General features: G+C 69.5%; 16 protein-coding genes. 8 read left to right on the forward strand and 8 right to left on the reverse strand.

Annotated elements, in window-relative coordinates; genetic code table 11:
- Window positions 1–14: 14 nt before the first annotated feature.
- Window positions 15–3,359, forward strand: a complete 3,345-nt coding sequence (locus ACH4S7_RS05520) for a S8 family serine peptidase (protein ID WP_398519740.1) — start codon at window positions 15–17, stop codon at window positions 3,357–3,359.
- Between the two features lie 102 nt (window positions 3,360–3,461).
- Here ACH4S7_RS05520 and ACH4S7_RS05525 read toward each other — a convergent pair whose 3' ends face one another.
- The 3 genes from ACH4S7_RS05525 to ACH4S7_RS05535 form a co-directional block, all read right to left on the reverse strand.
- Window positions 3,462–3,713: a sensor histidine kinase gene (locus tag ACH4S7_RS05525; protein WP_398519741.1), complete on the reverse strand. Its 252-nt coding sequence runs from the start codon at window positions 3,711–3,713 to the stop codon at window positions 3,462–3,464.
- 642 nt (window positions 3,714–4,355) lie between these two features.
- A complete protein-coding gene (locus tag ACH4S7_RS05530; protein WP_398519742.1) occupies window positions 4,356–5,111 on the reverse strand; it encodes a ZIP family metal transporter in 756 nt (251 codons plus the stop codon).
- Window positions 5,112–5,605: 494 nt separating this feature from the next.
- Complete coding sequence (locus tag ACH4S7_RS05535) at window positions 5,606–5,992, reverse strand: hypothetical protein (protein WP_398519743.1); 387 nt, start codon at window positions 5,990–5,992, stop codon at window positions 5,606–5,608.
- 1,395 nt (window positions 5,993–7,387) lie between these two features.
- On the opposite strand from ACH4S7_RS05535, the gene ACH4S7_RS05540 reads away from it, so the two are divergent.
- Window positions 7,388–7,867: a hypothetical protein gene (locus tag ACH4S7_RS05540; RefSeq protein WP_398519744.1), complete on the forward strand. Its 480-nt coding sequence runs from the start codon at window positions 7,388–7,390 to the stop codon at window positions 7,865–7,867.
- Between the two features lie 736 nt (window positions 7,868–8,603).
- Entirely contained in the window at window positions 8,604–9,770 is a 1,167-nt protein-coding gene (locus ACH4S7_RS05545; protein WP_398519745.1) for a PP2C family protein-serine/threonine phosphatase, read from the forward strand.
- Between the two features lie 371 nt (window positions 9,771–10,141).
- Here the strand turns inward: ACH4S7_RS05545 and ACH4S7_RS05550 are convergent, their stop codons facing one another.
- Window positions 10,142–10,432 carry a tyrosinase family protein gene (locus tag ACH4S7_RS05550; RefSeq protein WP_398520038.1) on the reverse strand — a complete coding sequence of 97 codons (291 nt, stop codon included), beginning with the start codon at window positions 10,430–10,432 and terminating at the stop codon, window positions 10,142–10,144.
- A gap of 44 nt (window positions 10,433–10,476) precedes the next feature.
- A complete protein-coding gene (locus ACH4S7_RS05555) occupies window positions 10,477–10,782 on the reverse strand; it encodes a DUF397 domain-containing protein (protein WP_398519746.1) in 306 nt (101 codons plus the stop codon).
- Between the two features lie 158 nt (window positions 10,783–10,940).
- Here ACH4S7_RS05555 and ACH4S7_RS05560 point away from each other — a divergent pair, with 158 nt between their 5' ends.
- Together ACH4S7_RS05560 and trxA (ACH4S7_RS05565) are read left to right on the forward strand one after the other, a co-directional pair.
- Complete coding sequence (locus tag ACH4S7_RS05560; RefSeq protein ID WP_398519747.1) at window positions 10,941–12,383, forward strand: cytochrome D1 domain-containing protein; 1,443 nt, start codon at window positions 10,941–10,943, stop codon at window positions 12,381–12,383.
- Between the two features lie 144 nt (window positions 12,384–12,527).
- Window positions 12,528–12,854: a thioredoxin TrxA gene (gene trxA, locus ACH4S7_RS05565; protein WP_398519748.1), complete on the forward strand. Its 327-nt coding sequence runs from the start codon at window positions 12,528–12,530 to the stop codon at window positions 12,852–12,854.
- Window positions 12,855–13,339: 485 nt separating this feature from the next.
- Here the strand turns inward: trxA (ACH4S7_RS05565) and ACH4S7_RS05570 are convergent, their stop codons facing one another.
- Together ACH4S7_RS05570 and trxA (ACH4S7_RS05575) are read right to left on the reverse strand one after the other, a co-directional pair.
- On the reverse strand, window positions 13,340–13,873 hold the full coding sequence (locus ACH4S7_RS05570; protein WP_398519749.1) for a hypothetical protein: 534 nt from the start codon (window positions 13,871–13,873) through the stop codon (window positions 13,340–13,342).
- Window positions 13,874–13,907: 34 nt separating this feature from the next.
- Complete coding sequence (gene trxA, locus ACH4S7_RS05575) at window positions 13,908–14,234, reverse strand: thioredoxin TrxA (RefSeq protein WP_398519750.1); 327 nt, start codon at window positions 14,232–14,234, stop codon at window positions 13,908–13,910.
- A 390-nt stretch (window positions 14,235–14,624) separates the two neighbouring features.
- Here trxA (ACH4S7_RS05575) and ACH4S7_RS05580 point away from each other — a divergent pair, with 390 nt between their 5' ends.
- Both ACH4S7_RS05580 and ACH4S7_RS05585 read left to right on the forward strand, forming a co-directional pair.
- Entirely contained in the window at window positions 14,625–15,305 is a 681-nt protein-coding gene (locus ACH4S7_RS05580; protein WP_398519751.1) for a DUF6879 family protein, read from the forward strand.
- A 281-nt stretch (window positions 15,306–15,586) separates the two neighbouring features.
- Complete coding sequence (locus ACH4S7_RS05585; protein WP_398519752.1) at window positions 15,587–15,874, forward strand: hypothetical protein; 288 nt, start codon at window positions 15,587–15,589, stop codon at window positions 15,872–15,874.
- A 245-nt stretch (window positions 15,875–16,119) separates the two neighbouring features.
- Here the strand turns inward: ACH4S7_RS05585 and ACH4S7_RS05590 are convergent, their stop codons facing one another.
- Window positions 16,120–17,010: a transporter gene (locus tag ACH4S7_RS05590; protein WP_398519753.1), complete on the reverse strand. Its 891-nt coding sequence runs from the start codon at window positions 17,008–17,010 to the stop codon at window positions 16,120–16,122.
- 807 nt (window positions 17,011–17,817) lie between these two features.
- Between ACH4S7_RS05590 and ACH4S7_RS05595 the strand changes: the two genes are divergently transcribed.
- The gene (locus ACH4S7_RS05595) at window positions 17,818–19,746 is read left to right on the forward strand and encodes a TerD family protein (protein ID WP_398519754.1); all 1,929 of its coding nucleotides are present in this window, start codon (window positions 17,818–17,820) and stop codon (window positions 19,744–19,746) included.
- The last annotated feature ends 53 nt before the right edge of the window (window positions 19,747–19,799 follow it).

Here is a 19,799-nt window from a genome sequence, read left to right on the forward strand (position 1 = left end):
AGCAGGGAGGCGTTTTGTTCTCCAGCAGGCATCGAGGGCGTGGTGCGGTCACCGTCACCACGGGCCTCTTGGCGGCGGCGCTCGTCGCCGGAATGGCCGCTACCCCCGCATATCCGGATACCGGGCCCGCCCCGGGCGGTGGCGGGGGAGGGCTTCAGTGGATCGCCCTGATCACCGGGGACCGGGTCGCTCTGAACGGGCAGGACCGTGTTGTCTCCATCGAGCGGGGGCAGGGGCGGGAGGAGATATCCGTACGGAGCTGGACCGAGCGGGGGCGCACTTACGCCGTGCCCGCCGACGCCGGGCGGCTGATCGCCCAGGGCACCCTCGACAGGCGGCTCTTCGATGTGACGGGGCTCAACAGCCCCGAGAGCCGCCGGGCGTACGGCGATGGGCTGAAGGTCATCGTCGAGTACGCAGGGGCGTCGGCGGCCGGCGCCCGGCAGGGGGTCCGCGCGGATACGAAGGTGGCGCGGACTCTGCCGTCGATCAACGCGGACGCCGTGACCGTACCGAAGCGGGACCCGGGCGGGCTGTGGGCCGCCCTCACCGGAGCCGGGGGCGGGGCCGCCCGGACAGCGGGGACCGTGCCCGGGATCGAGCGGGTCTGGCTGGACCAGGTGTACACCCCCGTCCTGGACACGAGTGTGGGGCACATCGGCGCTCCGAAGGTGTGGCAGTCGGGGTACGACGGCAAGGGCGTCACTGTCGCGGTCGTGGACAGCGGGGTCGACGAAACCCACCCGGATCTGACGGGGCAGGTGGTCGGGTCGGCGAACTTCACCTCGTCCCCGGACACCCGGGACCGGCACGGGCACGGTACGCACATCGCGTCGACCGTGGCCGGGACCGGCGCCAAGTCCGGCGGCAGGTACAAGGGCGTCGCCCCCGGGGCGAAGATCCTCAACGCCAAAGTCATCAACGACAACGGGGTCGCGGAGTCCGACAGCATCGCCGCCGTCGACTGGGCCGTCGGCCGGGGCGCCGATATCGTCAGCATGAGCCTCGGCTCCAGCCTCGGGCCGACGGCCGACGCGCTCGACGCGCGCACCGTCAGACCGCTGGAGGCGCACATCAACCGGCTGTCGAAGGAAAAGGGCGTCCTGTTCACCGTCTCCGCCGGCAACAACGGGCCGGATCCCGGTTCCGTCAGTTCCCCGGGCCGCGCGGAAGCGGCTCTCACCGTCGGGGCCGTGGACGACACCGACAAGATCGCCCCCTTCTCCGCTGTCGGGCCGCTGCACGACGGAGCCATCAAGCCCGACATCACCGCTCCCGGCATGGGCATCACCGCAGCGTCTGCTCCCGACAGCGTCATCGCCAAGGAGGTCGGCGAGAAACCGGCCGGCTACTTCACCATCAGCGGTACATCGATGGCCGCACCGCACGTCGCCGGCGCGGCGGCGCTGCTCAAACAGCGGCACCCCGGCTGGACGGGCGAGCGTCTCAAGGCCGCGCTGACCGGCTCCGCCCAGGATGGCGGGTACTCCGTCTTCCAGCAGGGGTCCGGCCGGGTAGCCGTCGACCGCGCCGTCGAACAGACCGTGATCGCCGACGAGAGCACCCTCTCCTTCGGCGTCCAGCAGTGGCCGCACACCGACGACCAGCCCGTCACCAAGCAGATCACCTACCGCAACCTCGGCACCCAGGAGATCACCCTGGACCTGGCGGTCAAGGGCTTCAGCCCCCGGGGCGGACCCGCCCCCGCCGGGCTCTTCACCATCGGTACGAACAGGGTCACCATTCCCGCGGGTGGCAGCGCGGCTGTTCCCTTCACCGCGGACACCCGGGCCGGCGGCGACAGCAACGGCGTGCACACCGCCGTCGTCACCGCGAGCGGCGGCGGCCAGACCGTGCGCACCACTGCCTCCGTGGACCGGGAGATCGAATCGTACGATCTGACCCTCGACTTCCTGGACCGGAACGGACAGCCCAGCACAGCTTTCGCCACCCACCTGGGCCAGCTCTCCGGCGAAGGCGATGTCTCCATGGACATCGAAGGCAATACCACCGGCACGGTGAAGCTCCGGCTGCCCAGGGGCGACTACGCCCTCTTCGCGCAGCACTACGACCCGTCGGGCGGCTCGGACCGGCTGGTCCACCCCAGACTCGCGCTGACCGGGAACACCGCCCTCACCATCGACGCCCGCGCCGCCAGACCCGTCGAGATGACCGTCGCGGATTCCCGGGCACGGATGACCGGCGCCGCCGCTGCGTTCTCCGTCCGCATGGGTGAGCGGTCCATACAATTCGGCGACTACTACTCCACCACATTCGACGGCTTCCGCACCGCGCAACTGGGCCCGGAGCAGCCCGTCGGCGTCACCATCAGGGACGCCTTCTACGCCCAGTGGGAGCGCGGCGCCTCGACCCAGTACAGCCTCGCCGCGGGAGGTGAGGTGAAACGGATCTTCACCGGATACACGAGGAAGTTCGGGCCTGCCGACTTCGCCAAGGTCACCGCGGCGCTCGGTGCCTCCGTACCCGGCAAGACCGGGCGCACCACGGCGCTGGGCGGCGAGGAGCAGTTCGACTTCGGCTCCGAGTATCCCTACGCCCTTCCCGGCTCCCGGACCCACTATCTGGCCACCGACGGCAAGGCCAACCTCTGGTCCCTGTCCGGAACCCAGCTCGACGCCCAGGGGTCGGAGGAGAGCACGTACACCACGCAGAAGCAGAACCACCGACCGGGTACGGCCCAGCGGGTGGCGCTCGGCACCGCCGTGCACTCCCCGTTGATGCAGGGCCGCAGCGGCGTCTTCCGCCAGGGGAACAGGCTTGAGTTCGTCGTGCCGCTGTTCTCCGACGGCCGGGGCAACACCGGCCGCTCCGTCCACTCCTCGGCGAAGACCACACTCCACCAGGGCACCACCCTGATCGCGGAGAAGGCCGATGCGCTGACCGGCTGGGTGTTCTACGGTGTCGGCCCGGAAGACGCCGAGTACACCCTGGCCACATCAGTCACACGGAGCCCGTCCGTCTCCGCTGTCGGAACCCGTGTCGACGGCTCCTGGACCTTCCGCAGCGCCAGGCCGGCGACGGACGGTGAGACGCGCACCGCGCTGTCATCCGTACGGTTCGGTGCCCAGGTGAACCTGGACGGCACCGTCCCGGCGGACCGCACGGTGACCTTCCCGGTGACGGTCCAGGGGCCCGCAGCGGGCACCGGGATGAAGTCCCTCGTCGTCTCCGTCTCCTACGACGGCGGCACCACCTGGCAGCAGACGCCCGTTGCCAAGGGGATGATCACCGTCAAGAACCCCGCCAGGGGGAAGTCGGTCGCCCTGCGGGGTGAGGTCGCCGACACCCACGGCGGCAGAGCGACGGTGTCCGTGTACGACGCGTACACCGGCAAGTAGCCACCCGGGGACCGCGCCCGGCTCGCCCCTCCTACACGGGGGAGTTCGGCGCGGTCTCTCCGCGGTCCGGCACCCGGCGCGCACCAGCACCCCGGGTCCTGATCACCTCGCGTCCGCCGGCAGCGAGGCGCGTACGGTCAGGCCGCCATCGGGGTTGGCGGACGCGGTGACGGTGCCGTGGTGGGCGTGCACGATCGAGCGGACGATGGCCAGGCCCAGGCCGTGGCCGGAGCGGTCGCTGGTGACGCGGGGCTGCCGGCGGTAGAAGGGTTCGAACAGACGATGGGCGACGATGTCGTCGAGGTGCGGACCGGTGTTCTCGACCTCGACTGAATTCCCGTAAGTATTCGGCATTCCCGACTGCCCGCAATGAGCAGACGCGGGATGGGAACCGTGTATGAGATCCGGCCCGGCCCCCCGAACTTGGCGAACACGGCTCACATCGCAGTCCGGCTACGGCGGCATGAGGTTCAAACAATGTGCCGGGCAAGGAGCAGTCGTACGCAATGCATCTCTTCAAACGGGCATGGTGGCGCCTGACCAGTCACCTCGGGAATCCCTGATGCTGATCGGCCTCTTCTTCGTCATCTGCACCCTGGTCCTCTCCGGATTCCTCATTCCTCATCCGGTCCGCCGCGGCCAAGGCAGCCGACGACGCCAGGAACAGCGTCGGCGTCGTCGCCACCATGCAGCTCGACATCAACGCCCTGATCAAATCGCGCAAGGCGGCCGAGCCCGACGGCCCCCACCCGAAGCCTGCGACCCGGGACCCGCGTCCTTCTCGCCGCCCGAGGCCGGTTCTCGCTCCTGCCCGGCCCCGGCTGAACAGTCGCAATGATCTGTCTAAGCGAGTAGCCACATCACGGGAGCAGTTGAAACCCCGCGCTCGCTCGGCACGGGAGCTGGGACACCACCCTGACCTCACCTCGGATCCGCTCCCGGAAAGCAAGAAGTCCCCGTCAGCAGGCTGACGAGGACTGTCACGCAGGATCGAGGCTAGTGTGAGATCAGGTAGAGGGTGAGAAGTCCGGTAACGGTAATCAACCCGATAAATGCCTGAGCATTCTCGAACGCCTCTGGGATCATTGCTTCCGCAAGCATGGACAACACCGCACCGGCAGCGAATGCGAGAATTACTGGCCCTTGCGCCGTTGCTGAACCGAGCAGCAAATTTCCGACGGCGGCCGTGACCCCGCCCAGCAGCGGGATCCCTGCCCAGATCGTGAAGATGTAGCGGCGAGACCGGCCCGCGAACTTCATCCCGGACGCACTTGACAGCCCCTGCGGAACATTGGCAAGAAAGAACCCGGCGATCACGCTCAAACCAATCTTCCCTCCGCCCGCAACGGTTACGCCGATGACGAGCGCTTCGGGAACACCATCGAGGACCGATCCCACCGCGATCGCGACTCCACTGCCGCGCTGTTCCTCCTCCTTGGGTTGCTCCACGCATTCACCGCACCGTTTTCGATTACGCGCTCCGCCCTTGGCGAGATACCAATTGATCCCGCTGAACATTCCCGCCCCGGCCAGCAACCCGATCATTGCCGACACTCCCACACCCCTGTGAATGGCATCCCCGAGCAGCTCTCCCGCGACGACAGCGATCAGGACTCCGCCTCCAAAGCCCATGACGGCGGCGATCACGCGATGGGACAGTTTACCGAAGAAGAGATCGGCGATCAGAGCCCCCACAAGCAGACCGCTCCCTGCAACCAGCCCCCAGAGGCCGGCGAGCAGGTATTCATGCATGGCTGTGACCCTTCCGGCCGTACGGAGCTTTGGTGACGGTGCTGACATCCATCGACGGTCCTCCGTGAACAGAATCTTCGGCCAGTCGCCTGGCCACAAGCCTCCTATGACGCCGGCTGCTTCTCGCCGGATGAAGTCGAGCGCACTTCAGGTGATCACTATCGAGACCGAAGGAGCGACGAAGGTGATCTCAATGAGCTGCGCGCGGCACCCCGGGTGGCATCTGTTCGATGGCCGGGAAAGCCGTGACGCTGTGATGCTGCGTCAATACGCCCTCCGGGAACGTGGTTGGACGTTGTGCATGCCGCCCTTCCGTATGCGGCGTCTGACCTGTCCGCGCGATCTCCCGGGGGTGTACCGGCGCCGCACCCGAGGCCGGCAAGCAATTCCGATGCCACTGCAGTACCGGTTGTCAGTGCATTTCCTGTACCCCTGTGGAGGCAGACCCCGCCTTGAGCAGGCTGTGGCCGCCGGCCGGCAGGTCGATGCCATGGTCACGCGGGTATCCACCTTCGCAGGAAGGCCAACACCTTGGCTTCGGGCATCTCGCAGGCACGCAGGTGGTCTGCCTTGTGTGTGCGATACACATTGGCGCTGATCAGATCAGGCCCGCCCAGTTCCTCGGCGAGAACGCTGATGCTCCGACCGCCCACTCGGGTGGTCCGCGTCAGTCCGTAGCGCCGGCCTTCGTACGTGGCGAGAGTCCAGCCTTCAGGAATCCGCTCGACCAGGGCCACCAGACTCGCGGACTCGTGACTCGTGGCCGAGTCGCTGAAACGGGCCGGGCGGCGGTCCTCCCGGGAGGGCTCGCCCGGTGACGTCCCCGCGACGCCCCCGGTCAACTCGTCCGAGGTCGAGGGGATCGCCGGCTCAGGAGACATGGCAGCCCCGCTGAGCGCCAGGCGACTTCGTCCGGCGCTCTGCCCGCCTTGACCGGTCGCTGAAGCGTGTGCCGTCCCGGCAGTTGCCGCCTGGGCCGTTGAGGGGACATTGCGCCTCGCGAGACATGTGCTGACCGATCTTGCTGAGACTGTGACGGACCGCAGAGTTCAGGTCGCATTATGCACCCTTTGGCGGGAATTCTTTGCGAATGAGCGAGAAGGTGCGGCGGGGCGCCGCTCTCAGCCCGGATCCCGAGGACCGCAAGCACGTAGTGGCTCACCGTGGCGGCCTCCTGCCGACAGGTGTATCCGGCGCGGACACGGACATAGCCGAGAAAGACGTTGCCGGACATGCCGTGGCACCCTTTCACTGGGAGCGCCCCCCTGTCGCCGGTGCCCGGTCCACGGTCGCTGTCACAGACCAGAACCGGACCGCACACCGGTGACCGGCACGGACCGCCATCCCGACCGCGGTGACCAACGAGGGACAGCCCCGCTCGACCGCCTCTCACGGCCCGCCGAAGCCGTGCCTGTTCCCGCCGGGCGGAAGGCGTCCGACCGGTCGCCGGGCCTCTGCCGGTCCGCCCACCCGAACGCAGAATGTGGTTTCCCAAGCCCTGTTAGGGGCAAGCGACTGGCCCCTGCCGCCACGTCCGCGAGGCAGTCCTCGACGATGACCCGGAGTCTTCATGACCGTCCCGCCTTCGCTGCGGCACCGCACCGTCCTCATCGCCGACCCTGCCACCGGCATCGAAACAGCACTCGCCGAGCTCGCCGGCGAGACCGACTTAGAGTGTGCGCAGATAGGCGGCCAGCAGGGACCAGCGGGTAGCGGGCGGTGTCACGCTTGATGTACCGGCTGGCGTTAGAGGGGGTTGCTGCCACAAACTCCATCGATGTACCGGCATCCGTCCTCCCGCTTCGTAAAAGCGCGCCGCTGGGGGAACTGCACCTGATCGGCCTCCTGCATGCACTCGATCAGGGACCCGGCTGCAGCCCGTGCCGTGCGCACCGCCGTCATCCCGGCGTTTCTGGTCCGCCGTTGAGCGGGGCTCGAACGTCCGAGGTTGCCCGATTTCACGGTGTGGCCGCGCTCTCTTCCATGGGGGTAGGCCGACTGCTCTTCGCGTGATCCTCCGTTGAGCCTCGGGTTCGACCGGCCCGGGGATGCCGAGAGGTTCTATCGGCCGGCTGGGTGATCTTCACTGCCGTGGGGGTAGAGGTGTGCCGGTCGGCGGCTAGAAAGAGGGGCGAACCCCGGCGTCGCCGGGAGAACCGACCTGGCCCTCGTCCGCCGGCGCACCCGGAGGTCCCGTGAAACTCCTGCCGTCCTCACCCGCGACCACCCGCTCCCCGGGCCGCGTCACGACCGCGGTCCTGCTATCCGCCGCAGCCATGGCGGCCCTGCTGACCGGCTCCTCTCCCGCCAACGCCGCCGTGGGCGACTTCACCTGCACGACCAGCGCACAGATCACTCACTCGCCCGGCCTGCTGCTCCAGCCCCGCATGCAGCACCAGACGTTCGACGTCGGCTATTCCAACTGCGTATCGACCAGTCAGCCGACGATCACCTCGGGCACCAGAAGCGGCAGCACGGACGCCGTGAGCAGCTGCCTGGACCTGCCGTACACCGGCCCGGCGACCAACACCATCACGTGGAACACCGGCCAGAGCTCGACATTCGTCGGCACCATGACCCTGCAGTTCATCGCCGGCCAGACGGTGTTCACCTGGACGGGCACGATCACCAGCGGACTGTTCACCGGCGCGGGGTTCACCGAGGTGCTCTCGCAGAACAGCCTCAACCTGCTGGCGTGCGCAATCCCGCCCGGAGTGACCAGCCAGACCGGCGTCGGAACCCTCATCAGCTCCTGACCCCGCCCTGCCCGATCCGGCGGGAACCCCAGCGATGGCCGCTCCGCGGCGGCGCCGCCTCCATGGGCCGCCCGCTATGCGGACCACCCGACCGCACCACGGAAATGATCTCCGGCCACGAGAATCACGCCGGAGCGAGACACGACCGTACGCGGACACTCCGTACGAACACCGAGTCAGAAGCCGTCACGCGGGGCGCCGTCCTGACCGGACAGAGGCCGGCGCCCGATGGCACCGCGGCCTCGTGCGCACCTGGGGCGGGGCTCCATGCGAAGCGCGGCACAGGCTCCGGCAGGGCCCGCAGGCCCGATGAGTCGGCTGCACGCCGCGGCCCGCCCCGCTGCGCCTCGCCGGTGACGCCTCGCGTCCCGGGATGTTGACCCGTTTCCGAGGGCTGGACGCGGGGCGGCCGTGGTGCGTTCCGCGCCCATGAGCGGGGCTCCTGATTTTGGGAGTGCTGTTTACGCATATCGCACGATAAAGTAATTTATACATAAAACGCCCATATGAGATGGTTGGAGGTTGCCGAAGCTGACGGTCACGAGCGGGACCCGTGCCAGGCTCCGGACCCGGTGACCTTTCGGCCTTTCCGGACCTTGTCGCCTTTAGCCTTTCACGCGGGCATGAGGCCGCGCCCCGCGCCGTCGTGCGGCCCGCCTTCGGTGGCGCAGACGGTTCTCATGACGCCGGTGTCCGCCCCGGGGCGCCGGCCGTCAGGACTCTGTCGGAGGTTTGGTTGCGCAACAAGACCACCGGCGGGCGGGACGCCGTCACGGACCCTGCCCCAGTGCCGTCGTACCTGTCCCGGCTGTCCCGGCTGCTGCCCTTCGCCCTGATCGTGCTCGGTGTCACGTTCCAGGTCGTCACCCCCGCGAAACTGAACGGCACGCCGTTCTTCGTGGCCGCCCCGCTGATGGCCGCACCGCTCCACACCAGGTGGCAGACCGTGAGCTTCGGAGGCGTGGCCTTCGCCGCCGCCGCGGCCCTGCAGGTGATCGCACGCGTCAGATGGGAAAGAGTCGGCCCGCAGAATCTGGTCACCCAGCTCACCACGATCCTGTTCGCCACGGCCATCGCGGTGCTGCTGAACATCGTGGTGCGCCGGGGGCGTGAGGAACTCGCCTCCTCCCGCGAAGTGGCCGAGGCCGCCCAGCGCGCCGTCGTCCCGTCTCCTGCCAGCCTCGTCGGCGGGCTGCGGGTGGCCGCCCGGTACGAGGCCGCGCAACGGGAGGCGCTGATCGGCGGCGATCTCTACAGCGCGTGCTCCACCCCGCACGGTCTACGGCTGGTCATGGGCGACGTCCGGGGCAAGGGAATCACCGCGATCGAGACCGTCTCCATCGTCCTGGGCGCCTTCCGCGAGGCGTCGCACGAGGAGAGGACCCTCCCCGAGGTGGCGGCGCGCCTGGAGAAAGCGCTGGACCGGGACCGCGCGGACCGGGACGGCGACCACGACACGGAAACCTTCGTCACCTGCGTTCTCGCCGAGATCCCGCCGGGCCACCGGGTCGTACGGGTACTCAACTGCGGCCACCCCGCCCCCCTGCTCCTGGCCGGGGACGGAACCGTCACCGCCCTCACGCCCACGGTCTTCCGGCTGCCGCTCGGGCTGTCCGACCTCGCCCCGTCACCCCACCGGCCGGACGTGTGGGAGTTTCCCCCGGACGCGACCCTGCTCCTCTACACCGACGGCCTCTCCGAGGCCCGGGACGCCTCCGGAGCCTTCTACGACCCGCAGGCACGTCTGGCGGGCCGGCACTTCGCGACCCCCGCCCGCCTGCTCGGCACCCTCGTCGATGACGTACGGCGCTTCTCGGGCGGCCTCACCGGCGACGACATGGCCCTCCTCGCCACCCACAGGCCGCCATCCCGCCCGGCACGGCCCAGCCGCAGCGCCGAGTAGTCGCTCCCCAGCCCGGGGCCGCCGCCACGGGCCGCCCCGGGCTCCGGATTTCACATGGCGGTTGTCCGCGGCTTCGTATCGAAGCCCCGCCGCGCGTCGTTCTCGTCGAGCGTGCGGATGACCAGATCGATCATGGAAGGAGTCCTCCGGAGAAGGCGGTGGGCGCTCCCGGTCAGAGAGCGAACGCCGGGCGGACGGGGCGGGAGCGGTGACCGCTCAGCACTGCGAACGCGCCCGCATCCCCGGCGGGTGTTCCCGGTCACAGGACTACTAGGCGTAGGTGTAGAAGCGGGTGTGGTCGAGTACCGCGGCCGAGGTGACGTTGTTCCAGGGGGCCATGGCCTGCTTCAGCGCGACCACGCTGGTGGCGCTCACGGCGGGCAGATAGGAGTTCCGGCGGTGTCACCGCTGCCAGTGCGCCCAGATCTTGTCCACGAACTGTGGTGCAGCCAGAAGCCCGGATCGTTGGGTGACACGCTCTGCAGCATCTGTCCCCCGACCCAGTTGTGCACCCCGTTGTGGGGGCCCGGGCCGGCCCCGCCTTCGAGGTTGCTGCGGAATCCCGGGGCGGTGTAGTCCCATAGCGCCGTGTCATACGGGGTGACGGAGAGAACGGTGTTCAGCTCGGCGCGGGTCGGCAGGGACATGCCCGGCGGCGCCATGGAGCGCCGGACGCGCCGCCTGTGGTTGAGCTTGTGGTGAGTGGTCAGGCACCGGTCGCGAAGCCCACGCACTCGGCCCAGGTGACCGCTGGTACGACAAGGGCGGGGCCTTGGCTGTCCTTCGAGTCGTGGATGCCCACTCGGGTAACGAGGTCGGCGAATTCGATGGAGCTGTTGCCGGTGCCGTCGCTGCGGGAGGGCTTGGACCAGGTGGCTTTCGCTGGGCCGGGGTTCCTGGTGTTGCCGTCCCTGCTCGGCTCAGGGATACCCCGCGAGTTCCGCCATCGGGCTGTGATGCCCCCGCCCTGACGCCTCCGCGTCGAGGTGCTCCTGTGTTCGACAACGGGCACATTCTCGCGCGTGTGTGCGATTACCGGTAATTCATATGAGCGTATCTCTGGTGCGTCCTGCTTGGGGTCGGCTTTGGGCGGTAGATGTCGCCGGACGGTACGCCGTACCGCCCGGCCCCTTCTGTGAGAGGCGGGCCGGCTCGCTGCAGGAGAGGAACATGCTGATGAAGGTCATATCGCGGTGGGGGTTACGTCCGTTCCACCAGCGGCTGCTGGTGATGGCTCCCGTGGCCGGGCTGCTGGCGGGCGCGGTGGCGCTGGCGCCGCCGGTGCAGGCGGCCGGGCCACAGAGCGTGCCCGCGGCGGCGAAGCCGCGGGCGGTCGCGGAGCCGACCGTGGCGTATGTGACCAACCGGAGCGACAACCAGGTCGCGGTGGTCGACGCCGGGGCGACCACGGTGCTGGCGCGGATTCCCGTCGGAAGTAATCCGATCGACCTGGCGGTCTCACCGGACCAAAGGCTCGTCTATGTGGCCAACGACGGCGCCGACCGGTCCGTCTCGGTGATCGACACCGCCACCCGGTCGGTCGTGGCCACCGTTCCGGTCGGCCGCAGCCCCCAGTTCCCCGTCTTCTCCGCCGACGGCAGCCGGGCCTTCGTCAGCAACTTCAACGACAAGACCCTGTCGGTCATCGACACCGCCACCCACACCGTCACCGCCACCCACGCCATCGACACGGCCACGACCGGTGCCGCGCTCTCCCCCGACGGGACCCGGCTCTACCTGTCCCAGTTCGGCAGCATCACCGTCTTCAACACCACCACGGACACCCTCGAACCGTCGATCCCGTCCCCCGGCGGCAACCGCGACATCACCTTCACCCCCGACGGGACCCGCGCCTACGTCTCCAACGCCACCGACAACCGCGTCAACATCCTCAACCCCGCCACCAACACTTTCACCGGCAGCGTCCCCACCGGCGGCAGCCCCTTCGAAACGGTCTTCACCACTGACGGCACCCGCGCCTACACCGCCCGCAACACCGGCGCCGACGTGGCCGTCGTCGACACCGCCACCCGCACGGTCACCGGCTCCGTCTCCCTGCCGCCGCGCCCCAGCACCCTCGCGATCAGCGAGGACGGGCAGCGCGTCTACGCCACCGGCAACACCAGCGGCACCCTCTCCCTCATCGACACGACCACCAACACGGCCACGGCCCGGGTCACCACCGGCCGCAGCCCCTCCGACGTCGTGCTGGTGACCCCGCCCACCCCGGCCTCCGCCGACCTCGCCCTCACGCTGACGGCGCAGCCGGTACCCGGCCTCGGCGGGCGGATCGACTACACCCTCACCGCCACCAACAACGGCCCCGCCCCGGTCACCTCCGCCACCCTCACCGCACAGCTCCCGGTCTCCGGCGCCACCAGCCCCGACTGCACCGTCACCGGCCGGACCGCCGAATGCGCGCTGACCACGGTGGCCCCGGGCGACAGCGTGACCCGGAGCTTCAGGGTCCCCGTCGCCCTCCTCAGCCTCGGAACCCCCTACACCCTCACCGCCACCCGCACCGCCAGTGCCCCGTCAGACCCGGCGGCCGGCAACGACACCGCCACCCGCACCTGCACCGCCACCACCCCCCTCCTCATCAACTGCACCTGACCCGCCACCTGCCCGGTCCCGCCGGCGCTGCGGCGCCGGCGGGACCGGGCCCACGACCGGCGTTGAACACGGAGCCGCAGAAGGCTCCCGCCGCCCCCGGGGCATCCGATTTTGCCGAGGTACCGGGGAAGAGGAGGAACGCTGATGAACGGCATCGTGATCGAGGTGACCGACCGCTCCTTCACGGAGCAGGTCCTGCGCGACGACGGGCCTGTGCTGGTCGAGTTCTGCGCCGAGTGGGCCGGGCCCTGCAAGATGATGGAACCCGTCCTCGACGAGATCGCCTCGGAGTACACGGGCAGGCTCACCGTCGCCAAGCTGGACATCGACCGGAACCCCGCGACAGCGCCCCAGCACGACGTGCAAAAGATTCCCGCTCTCCTGATTTTCAGGAACGGCACCGTCGTGGCCAGGAAGACCGGCGCCCTGACGAAAGTTCAGCTCAAGGAATTCCTCGACGCGCACCTGTGACCACCACGGAATCGCCCCCGCGCCAACGGCGGCTTCGCCGCGGAAACGTCCAGGGCCCTCCGGGCTCCGGCCACAGGACCGGGACACGCGGGCGTGGAGACGAGGCGGGGCAGACGGTCCAGGGCCGCAGGCCGATCCGCAGCCGGGGCCGGTGGGGGCGGGTTACCCCGGGGAGAGGCCGCCTCTCCCTCAGCGACTCCCGGCCCGGTCGCCGCCCTTGAGCCAGCCGGGTCCATCCCCGCAAACCCCCCGCCGCCCCACTCCGGTGCTCGGATCCCCCGCCGCACGCCGCAGGTCACCGGCCCGCCCGGTGCTCCGACCCTCCCATGCGCGCGGACCGGGATTTTGCCGGTTTCGGTCTTCGGTGATCGCTCTGGGCAAGCGGCCGGTGCGGGGGCGTGGGGCGATGGTCACCGCTTGGGCGAGGCCGATTCCGCAGGTGAGCCGGGCGGCGCGACCGTGACCCTGCCGGGCCGGTGGGTTGGTCAGACGAAGGTGATGGTGCCGACGGTGTAGAGCCCGGAAACCGTGCCCAGGCCCAGGGTGCACGTCAGGACGTCGGTGGCGGGGCCGGTCTGGTTGCTCACCACGGTGTCGCCGGCGAACAGCCCGCTGGTCACGGTGCCGATCAGGACGGAGGTGTAGACGGCTCCCGCGATGGTGGTGGTGTAGTTCAGTGACAGCGTGCTGGTCTGGCCGGTGTTCCAGGTGATGGTGGAGGTCGAGGACCCCGAGCCGGCCAGGGTCAGGCAGCTGCGGCCCGGGACGTGGAAGCTGCCGCTGAAGGTGCCGGAGGTGATGCCGGGGACGCTGGTCGAGGTGCACGGGCCGAACAGGTTGTTCGTGGTGACGGTGACGTCCTGGGGCACGGTGGTCAGCGCCGGGCTGAACGTGACGGTCGAGCTGGTGGGCGGCAGGCACACCAGGTCACCGGGTGCGGCCTGGGCCGGAGCGGCGGTCACCAGGCCGGCACAGGCTGCAATCAGGGCGGTCAGGGCGGCGAGGGCTGAGCGGATCACGGGAACCTCCTGGGTGCGCGGGAGCTTGCTGGGGTCAGAGGTTCGCGTCGATGAACTGCGTCAGCTGCTTTTTGGAGAGGGCTCCGAAGTGGGTCGCGGTGACCTTGCCGTCGTTGAACAGCAGGAGTGCGGGGATGGCCTCCACGTCGTACTGCGGGCCGGTGGCGGGGTTGTGGTCGATGTTGAGCTTGGCGATGGTCAGCCGCCCGGCGTATTGCGCGGCGGCTTCCTCCAGGTGGGGCGCCATCATCGTGCACGGTCCGCTCCACGCCGCCCAGAAGTCCACCAGGACCGACCCGGGCGCCTGGAGAACGGTGCCGGCGAACGATGTGTCTGTCACGTCAACGGACTTGTCCGACATAACGTCTCCTTGGTCGCGGGATCCGGTATGGGCTCACGCTAGGCAGTGCCTGAGCCCGACCCCGGGACCTTCGGACGGTTTGGCCAAGAGTTGTGGTGAGGCTGTCTGAAATGAGCGCGGAGGCACTGTGCGGGCCGGGACGGCTACCCGAGGCCCGTCAGCAGTCGTTGGGGCGCCGACGCGGTAAAGGCCCAGGTCCTGCCTCACGATGGAGCGCGGTGGCTCCTGGCGAATACGCACAACGACCACTCATAACGCAGTGGACGCGAACGAGCTCGCGCCGGGATTCCCCGAACGCCGCCCCGGTCCGGACAGAAGACTCTTGACGGTGTCGCCGGCCTGCGGGACGGTCGGTGCGCGACTACGCGCAACCGGCTCGCTTCGGAGGGAATGCGTTACTTTTCTTCGGGACAGACCCGGACTCGGGTGGAGGGAACTGCCCTGCGGTGTGGGTGGACACCGACACCGCGGAGTGGCCGCACCTGGTCCTGCAGGGCAAGTTCGCCGACGCGTCGACCCGGGCCGCCTGCAGTCAGGACAGTCCGCCCGCAGAAGCCGCCCACGCCCAGCTTTGAGGACCTCCTCGACTCCGCCCAGCGGCACGCCCTGCACCTGGAGCTGCGGGACGTCTACGCCGTGGGGGAGGAGCGGGACGCGTACGACGCGTTCCTGCGGGACGGGAGCGTGCCCGCCGACGACTCGCGGTTCTGGGGCGGGTGGCTGCCGCTGGTGGTGCGGACCGTCGCCTGCGGGGTGAAAGTCCGCCGGGCCCGGGTCGTGTCCGAGCCCGTCACCGACTACATCCGCTTCGAGCACGCCATCACCGACGCCAACCTCCGCGCCGGCGAACAGGTCCGCTGGCTGCCCCGCCACCGCGCCTCCGCGCTCACGCTGCCGGGCAACGACTTCTGGCTCATCGACGACCATCTCGTGCGGTTCAACGCCTTCTCCGGTGACGGCCAGGCCCTGGAGCCCGACCATACCGAAGACCTGCAGGCCATCAAGCTGTGCGCCGAGGCGTTCCGCTCGGTGTGGGACCTGGCCACTGACCACGCCGACTACCGCATCTGACCGACGCACCCTCAAGGGCCGCCACCTCATGACGACCGCCTCCCCCTCCTCCAGCGCACAGGGGCCCGCGAGCCGCTCGCCGTGTGGCTCACGCACCTGCGCAAGGACGTCGGCCTCACCGGGAAAGAGCTCTCCGCCCGCTGCGGCTGGCACCCCGCGAAGACCACCCGCATCCAAAAGGGCGCGGCCCCGCCCCCTCCGACGCGGACGTCCGCGCCTGGTGCGCGGCGTGCGGAGCCGACGACCTCATCGCCACCGCCCGCGCCGTCGACTCCATGTACATGGAGTGGCGCCGCCTGCACCAGGGCGGCATGCGCCAGGTCCAACAGGACTGGTACACCCTCCACCAGCAGACCCGCCACTGCCGCGTCTACCTCTCCAATGTCCCGCCCGGCTTCCTCCAGACACCGGCGTTCGCGACCGCCCTCATGACCCAGATCACCCGCTTCCAGCGCACCCCGAACGATGTCTCCGAATACGGCCTCGCCCCGGACTGCGATCCCGCGTGGGCAGCGCCCCAACCAACCTCCAGGCCACTGTCACCTGCCGCATTTCCATGGCCAACGTGAAAGAACGTGGACGTCGTCGTCATCAAGGCCGCGACGACCGCCGACGACCCGGCCTGCGCCACCACTCCCGCGTATAGCACCGGATCCCCGGTTGGCGAAACCGGGGATCCAGCGGACCATTGATTAATCCACCGCCAATCTCTGACCGCACTCATCTAAAGGCAGCAGCACACCACTACGAATCGCAGCACAACGCTGCCCGGTCGCGGGCATCGACCATCTCAGGCAATCCAGGGCAAGCACCGCTACGCCACCGCGTACGCCATGCGGAACATGTCGTGTGCCTTCTCCAAGTCCCGCTCCGTGCGTAGCTGGACCTCCAGGTCGCCGGTTCCGTGGTGTCCGAGTCCCGTCACGTCCCGGGTGAAGCCGGGGACGAGGTCCACCGTGCCCGGGTCGGCCTTGAGGTAGACGAGGAGTTTGGCCTGCTGCGGCGGGCAAACGCAGGCAAAGTTCCGCAGCCGCTGGTAGGCCCGGTACTGCTTGCGCTGTACGGGGACGATGTCGTTCCCGAGGCCGAGCAACGTCTCGTCGACCGCGGCGGCCAGCTCCGTCATCGCCCCGCCTGTCGTACGCCCGCCCTGGCCCCCGGCCGCGCGCCGCCGACGGGCCATCCGGGAAACAGTGGCGTGCCCGGTGACGGAGGCCACCGTTTCCAGCCCGATGTGGTGATCGCCGTAGAAGCGGTAGCGCACGAGGTCGATGCTGCGGCGGTGCTCGCGTACGGCGTGGACGTCGTAGCGGGTGAAGTCACCGGCCACACAGATCAGCCTCGGTGCGCTCCACAGGACCCCGGCCGCAGCCTCGGTGCCGAGCCGGTGGCGAACCAGGCGCTGGAACTCGTCCCGGTGGTCCATCAGCCAGGACAGGTAGAACAGCCCCTGGTGGATCACCCCGGCGTCAGTCGCCCGCTTGTACTCGACGATCACCGGTGCGCCATTCTCGTCGAGACCCAGCGAGTCGATCCGCCCGCCGTGCACCGAGCCGGTGCTGTACTCGCTCGCCAGGAACCGCACCCCCAGCATCGTCTCCATGTGGGCCTCGACGAGATCCTGCACATCCGCCTCGACATCCGCCAGACGCGGCGCAACCTCCGTCACGCCGCTTGTCGTATGAAACAGCCTCAGCCCCGACACCTTCCCCTCCCGATCTTGCTACCGCTGGGGCTACAACGCCGGGAAGGGACAGAATTGTTTCCGGCATGACAGGGCAGTTCACTCACGTGCGGCGAGAACGGCTCACAGCCGAGCCCCGGCAGGCACCGGCAGAAAATCGAAGCCCGTTTCCAACGTGCGGCTCCGCCCCCGACGGTCCGTCGCACAAGCTCGGAGTGCCGCAGACCGCCGGGGCGGACAGCGACAGGCACGCGTAGTCTCCGAGAAGATCCCGACAGCCCTAGCCCCCGGGACCCCACCATGATGGATACCGGCCCCTGCCTCCGTATCGAGACAGTGAGTAGAGAGATCAACCTCGAACCTTCACAGCAATCATTCCCAAGCTGTGGAAAATGCGTGGAATGGCACCCCCTGCAAAGGGGCCGTTAAGACGCGTTCGTGCAGGTCAGGGATATATCAAGATCGAACTAGTCGGGTTCCTTCTAAGCGCTTGGCCGCAGGTTCGAGTCCTGCCGGGGGCACACACTCCAGATCGCACCGAGCCCTCCCGTCGCGGAGGGCTTTTTCGCAGGTCCGATGCACCCTAGCGACGGCAGCGTAGCGGCGGCGTAAGCGCTGGTCACGGGCGCGGGCACGGGTTGGCGACGATCACCGAGAGCGGGCGGGCACCCCTGGCCGGGCCGGGCGTCCGGCGATCGGAGCGGGCATCCGGCGAAGGCCGAAGGGCAAGTCGGCCGGGGGCCGCTCGTGGAGCGTCGGATGTTACATATGGGGATGAATGGTCATCCGGGTTGAAGGAGGGGTGGAAATCAGATCATCCTTTGTCACATGCCTCTCGCGCCCTCCGCTCTCGACATGTCCGGCCTGCGTGATTACGCCCTCGACTGGGCGCTCGTGGATGTGGAGACCTCCGGGCTGGTGGCCCGTCGGGACCGTGTGCTGTCGATCGCCGTGGTGACGCTCGGCCCGGACGGAGAGCAGACAGCGGAGTTCTCGACCCTGCTCGACCCCGGCTGCGATCCCGGGCCGGTGCACATTCACGGGCTGACGGCCGATCGGCTGCGGGGCGCGCCGACCTTCGATCAGGTCGCCGGGCGGATCGGGGAGATGCTGCGAGATCGGGTGCTGGTCGCCCACAACGCCCAGTTCGACTACGACTTCCTCGCACACGAGTTCGCCCGCGCCGGCGTCGAGCTGCCGGTCGCCCGACGGCTGTGCACGCTGGCGCTGAATCGGCGGGTGGATCCGCCGACCGACGATCTGCGGCTGGGGACGCTCGCCGCCCACTACGGAGTCACCCAGCTCGCGGCGCACGACGCCCTCGACGACACCCGGGTGCTGGCCGGGGTGTTGCGCGGCACGCTGCGGGACGCCGCCCGGCTCGAACTGCCGCTGCCCCTGGTGGCCTGCCCGCCCCGGCAGGACCCGCGGTTCATGCCGCAGCCGCCCAAGGCCGCGTGCGCGTTCCGGAATCCGGGCCGACTGACGCCCGGAGGTCCGCTGGTCCAGGGCATGAAGATCGCCATCACCGGACAGACGGACTCGGCCCGCACGGAGTTGGTCGGCCGGTCCGTCGCGGCCGGACTGAACACCATGGGTTCGGTCAGTCGGCACACCAGCGCCCTGGTCACCAACGACCTCGCGTCGGGTTCCGCCAAGGCGCGGCGTGCCCTCGCTGAGAATGTCCCGGTCATCGACGAACGCACCTTCCTGCGGCTGCTGGACGATGTGCGCCCGGGGGACGCGCACGAGCAGACGGGCACCCCGGTCGTCATCCCCGCAGCCCGGAAGGGCACTGAGGACGACGGCCGGGAGGGCACCGCCGCCTCCGCACCCGCCGCACCCGCCGCACCCGCGAGCAAGACGGACATCAGCGCGCCCGCCGCACCCGCCGTGCCCGCACAGGAGACCCCGGCTGCGGCTGGGGTAGCGGCGAAGGTCACCGCCGGGGTGGTGGCGCCGCCCGGGAAGCCGCTCGCCCGGCGGCGGGTGCTCGTCCTCGGCGGTACCCATCCCGACGCAGCGGCCACCCGCGTCCGCATCGTCGACCTGGGCGGATCCGCCGCGATCAATCTCTCCGCGAGCGTCACCGACGTCATCCTCCTCGACGGCGGGGCGAACGACCGCCGCATGTCCCGGATCACCTCACTCGCGATACCCACGCACGACACCGGCTGGCTCGACTCCCCCACCGCCGCGCCGGACGCCCGGCACGGCCAGGCCACCCACGTACTGCCGCGCGGCGGCGTCCTTGACCTGCCGGACCGGGCGGCGGACGCGGGCCGTTGGACCGTGACCGCCACCTGGGCCCAGCAGACGGCCTGCGAGATCGATGTCGTCGCCTTCGTGGTGGACGAGGACGAACAGGTCTCCTTCGACGAGGACTTCGTCTTCTACGGAGCCCCGGAGAACCCCGGCGGTACGGTGCGACTCCTCGGTGACGGGCCGACCGAGCAGACCATCAGCGTTCAACTCGCCACGCTGCCGCCGTCGGCCCGCAAGGTCGTCGTGGCGGCGGCGATCGACGGTTCGCCGACCTTCGGCGACGTAGGCGCCATTCAGATCACCGCGGCCCCCGGGACCAGCGAGGCGCCCCTCGCCCAGGCCACTCTCGACGCCGCGACCACCGAACGCACCCTGCTCCTCGCCGAGATCTACCGACGCGGCCCGCTGTGGCGACTCCGTACCGTCGGCCAGGGGTACGACCACGGCCTGGACGCCTTCGCCCGTGGTTACGGGGTCGACATCGCCGACTGACCGCATGGCAGCGCGCTGGTGGAGTCTCCCCCGGCCGGCCGGCCGCGGACCTC

Source organism: Streptomyces sp. NPDC020965 (assembly GCF_044333555.1).
In the GTDB taxonomy this organism is placed as follows: Bacteria; Actinomycetota; Actinomycetes; order Streptomycetales; family Streptomycetaceae; genus Streptomyces.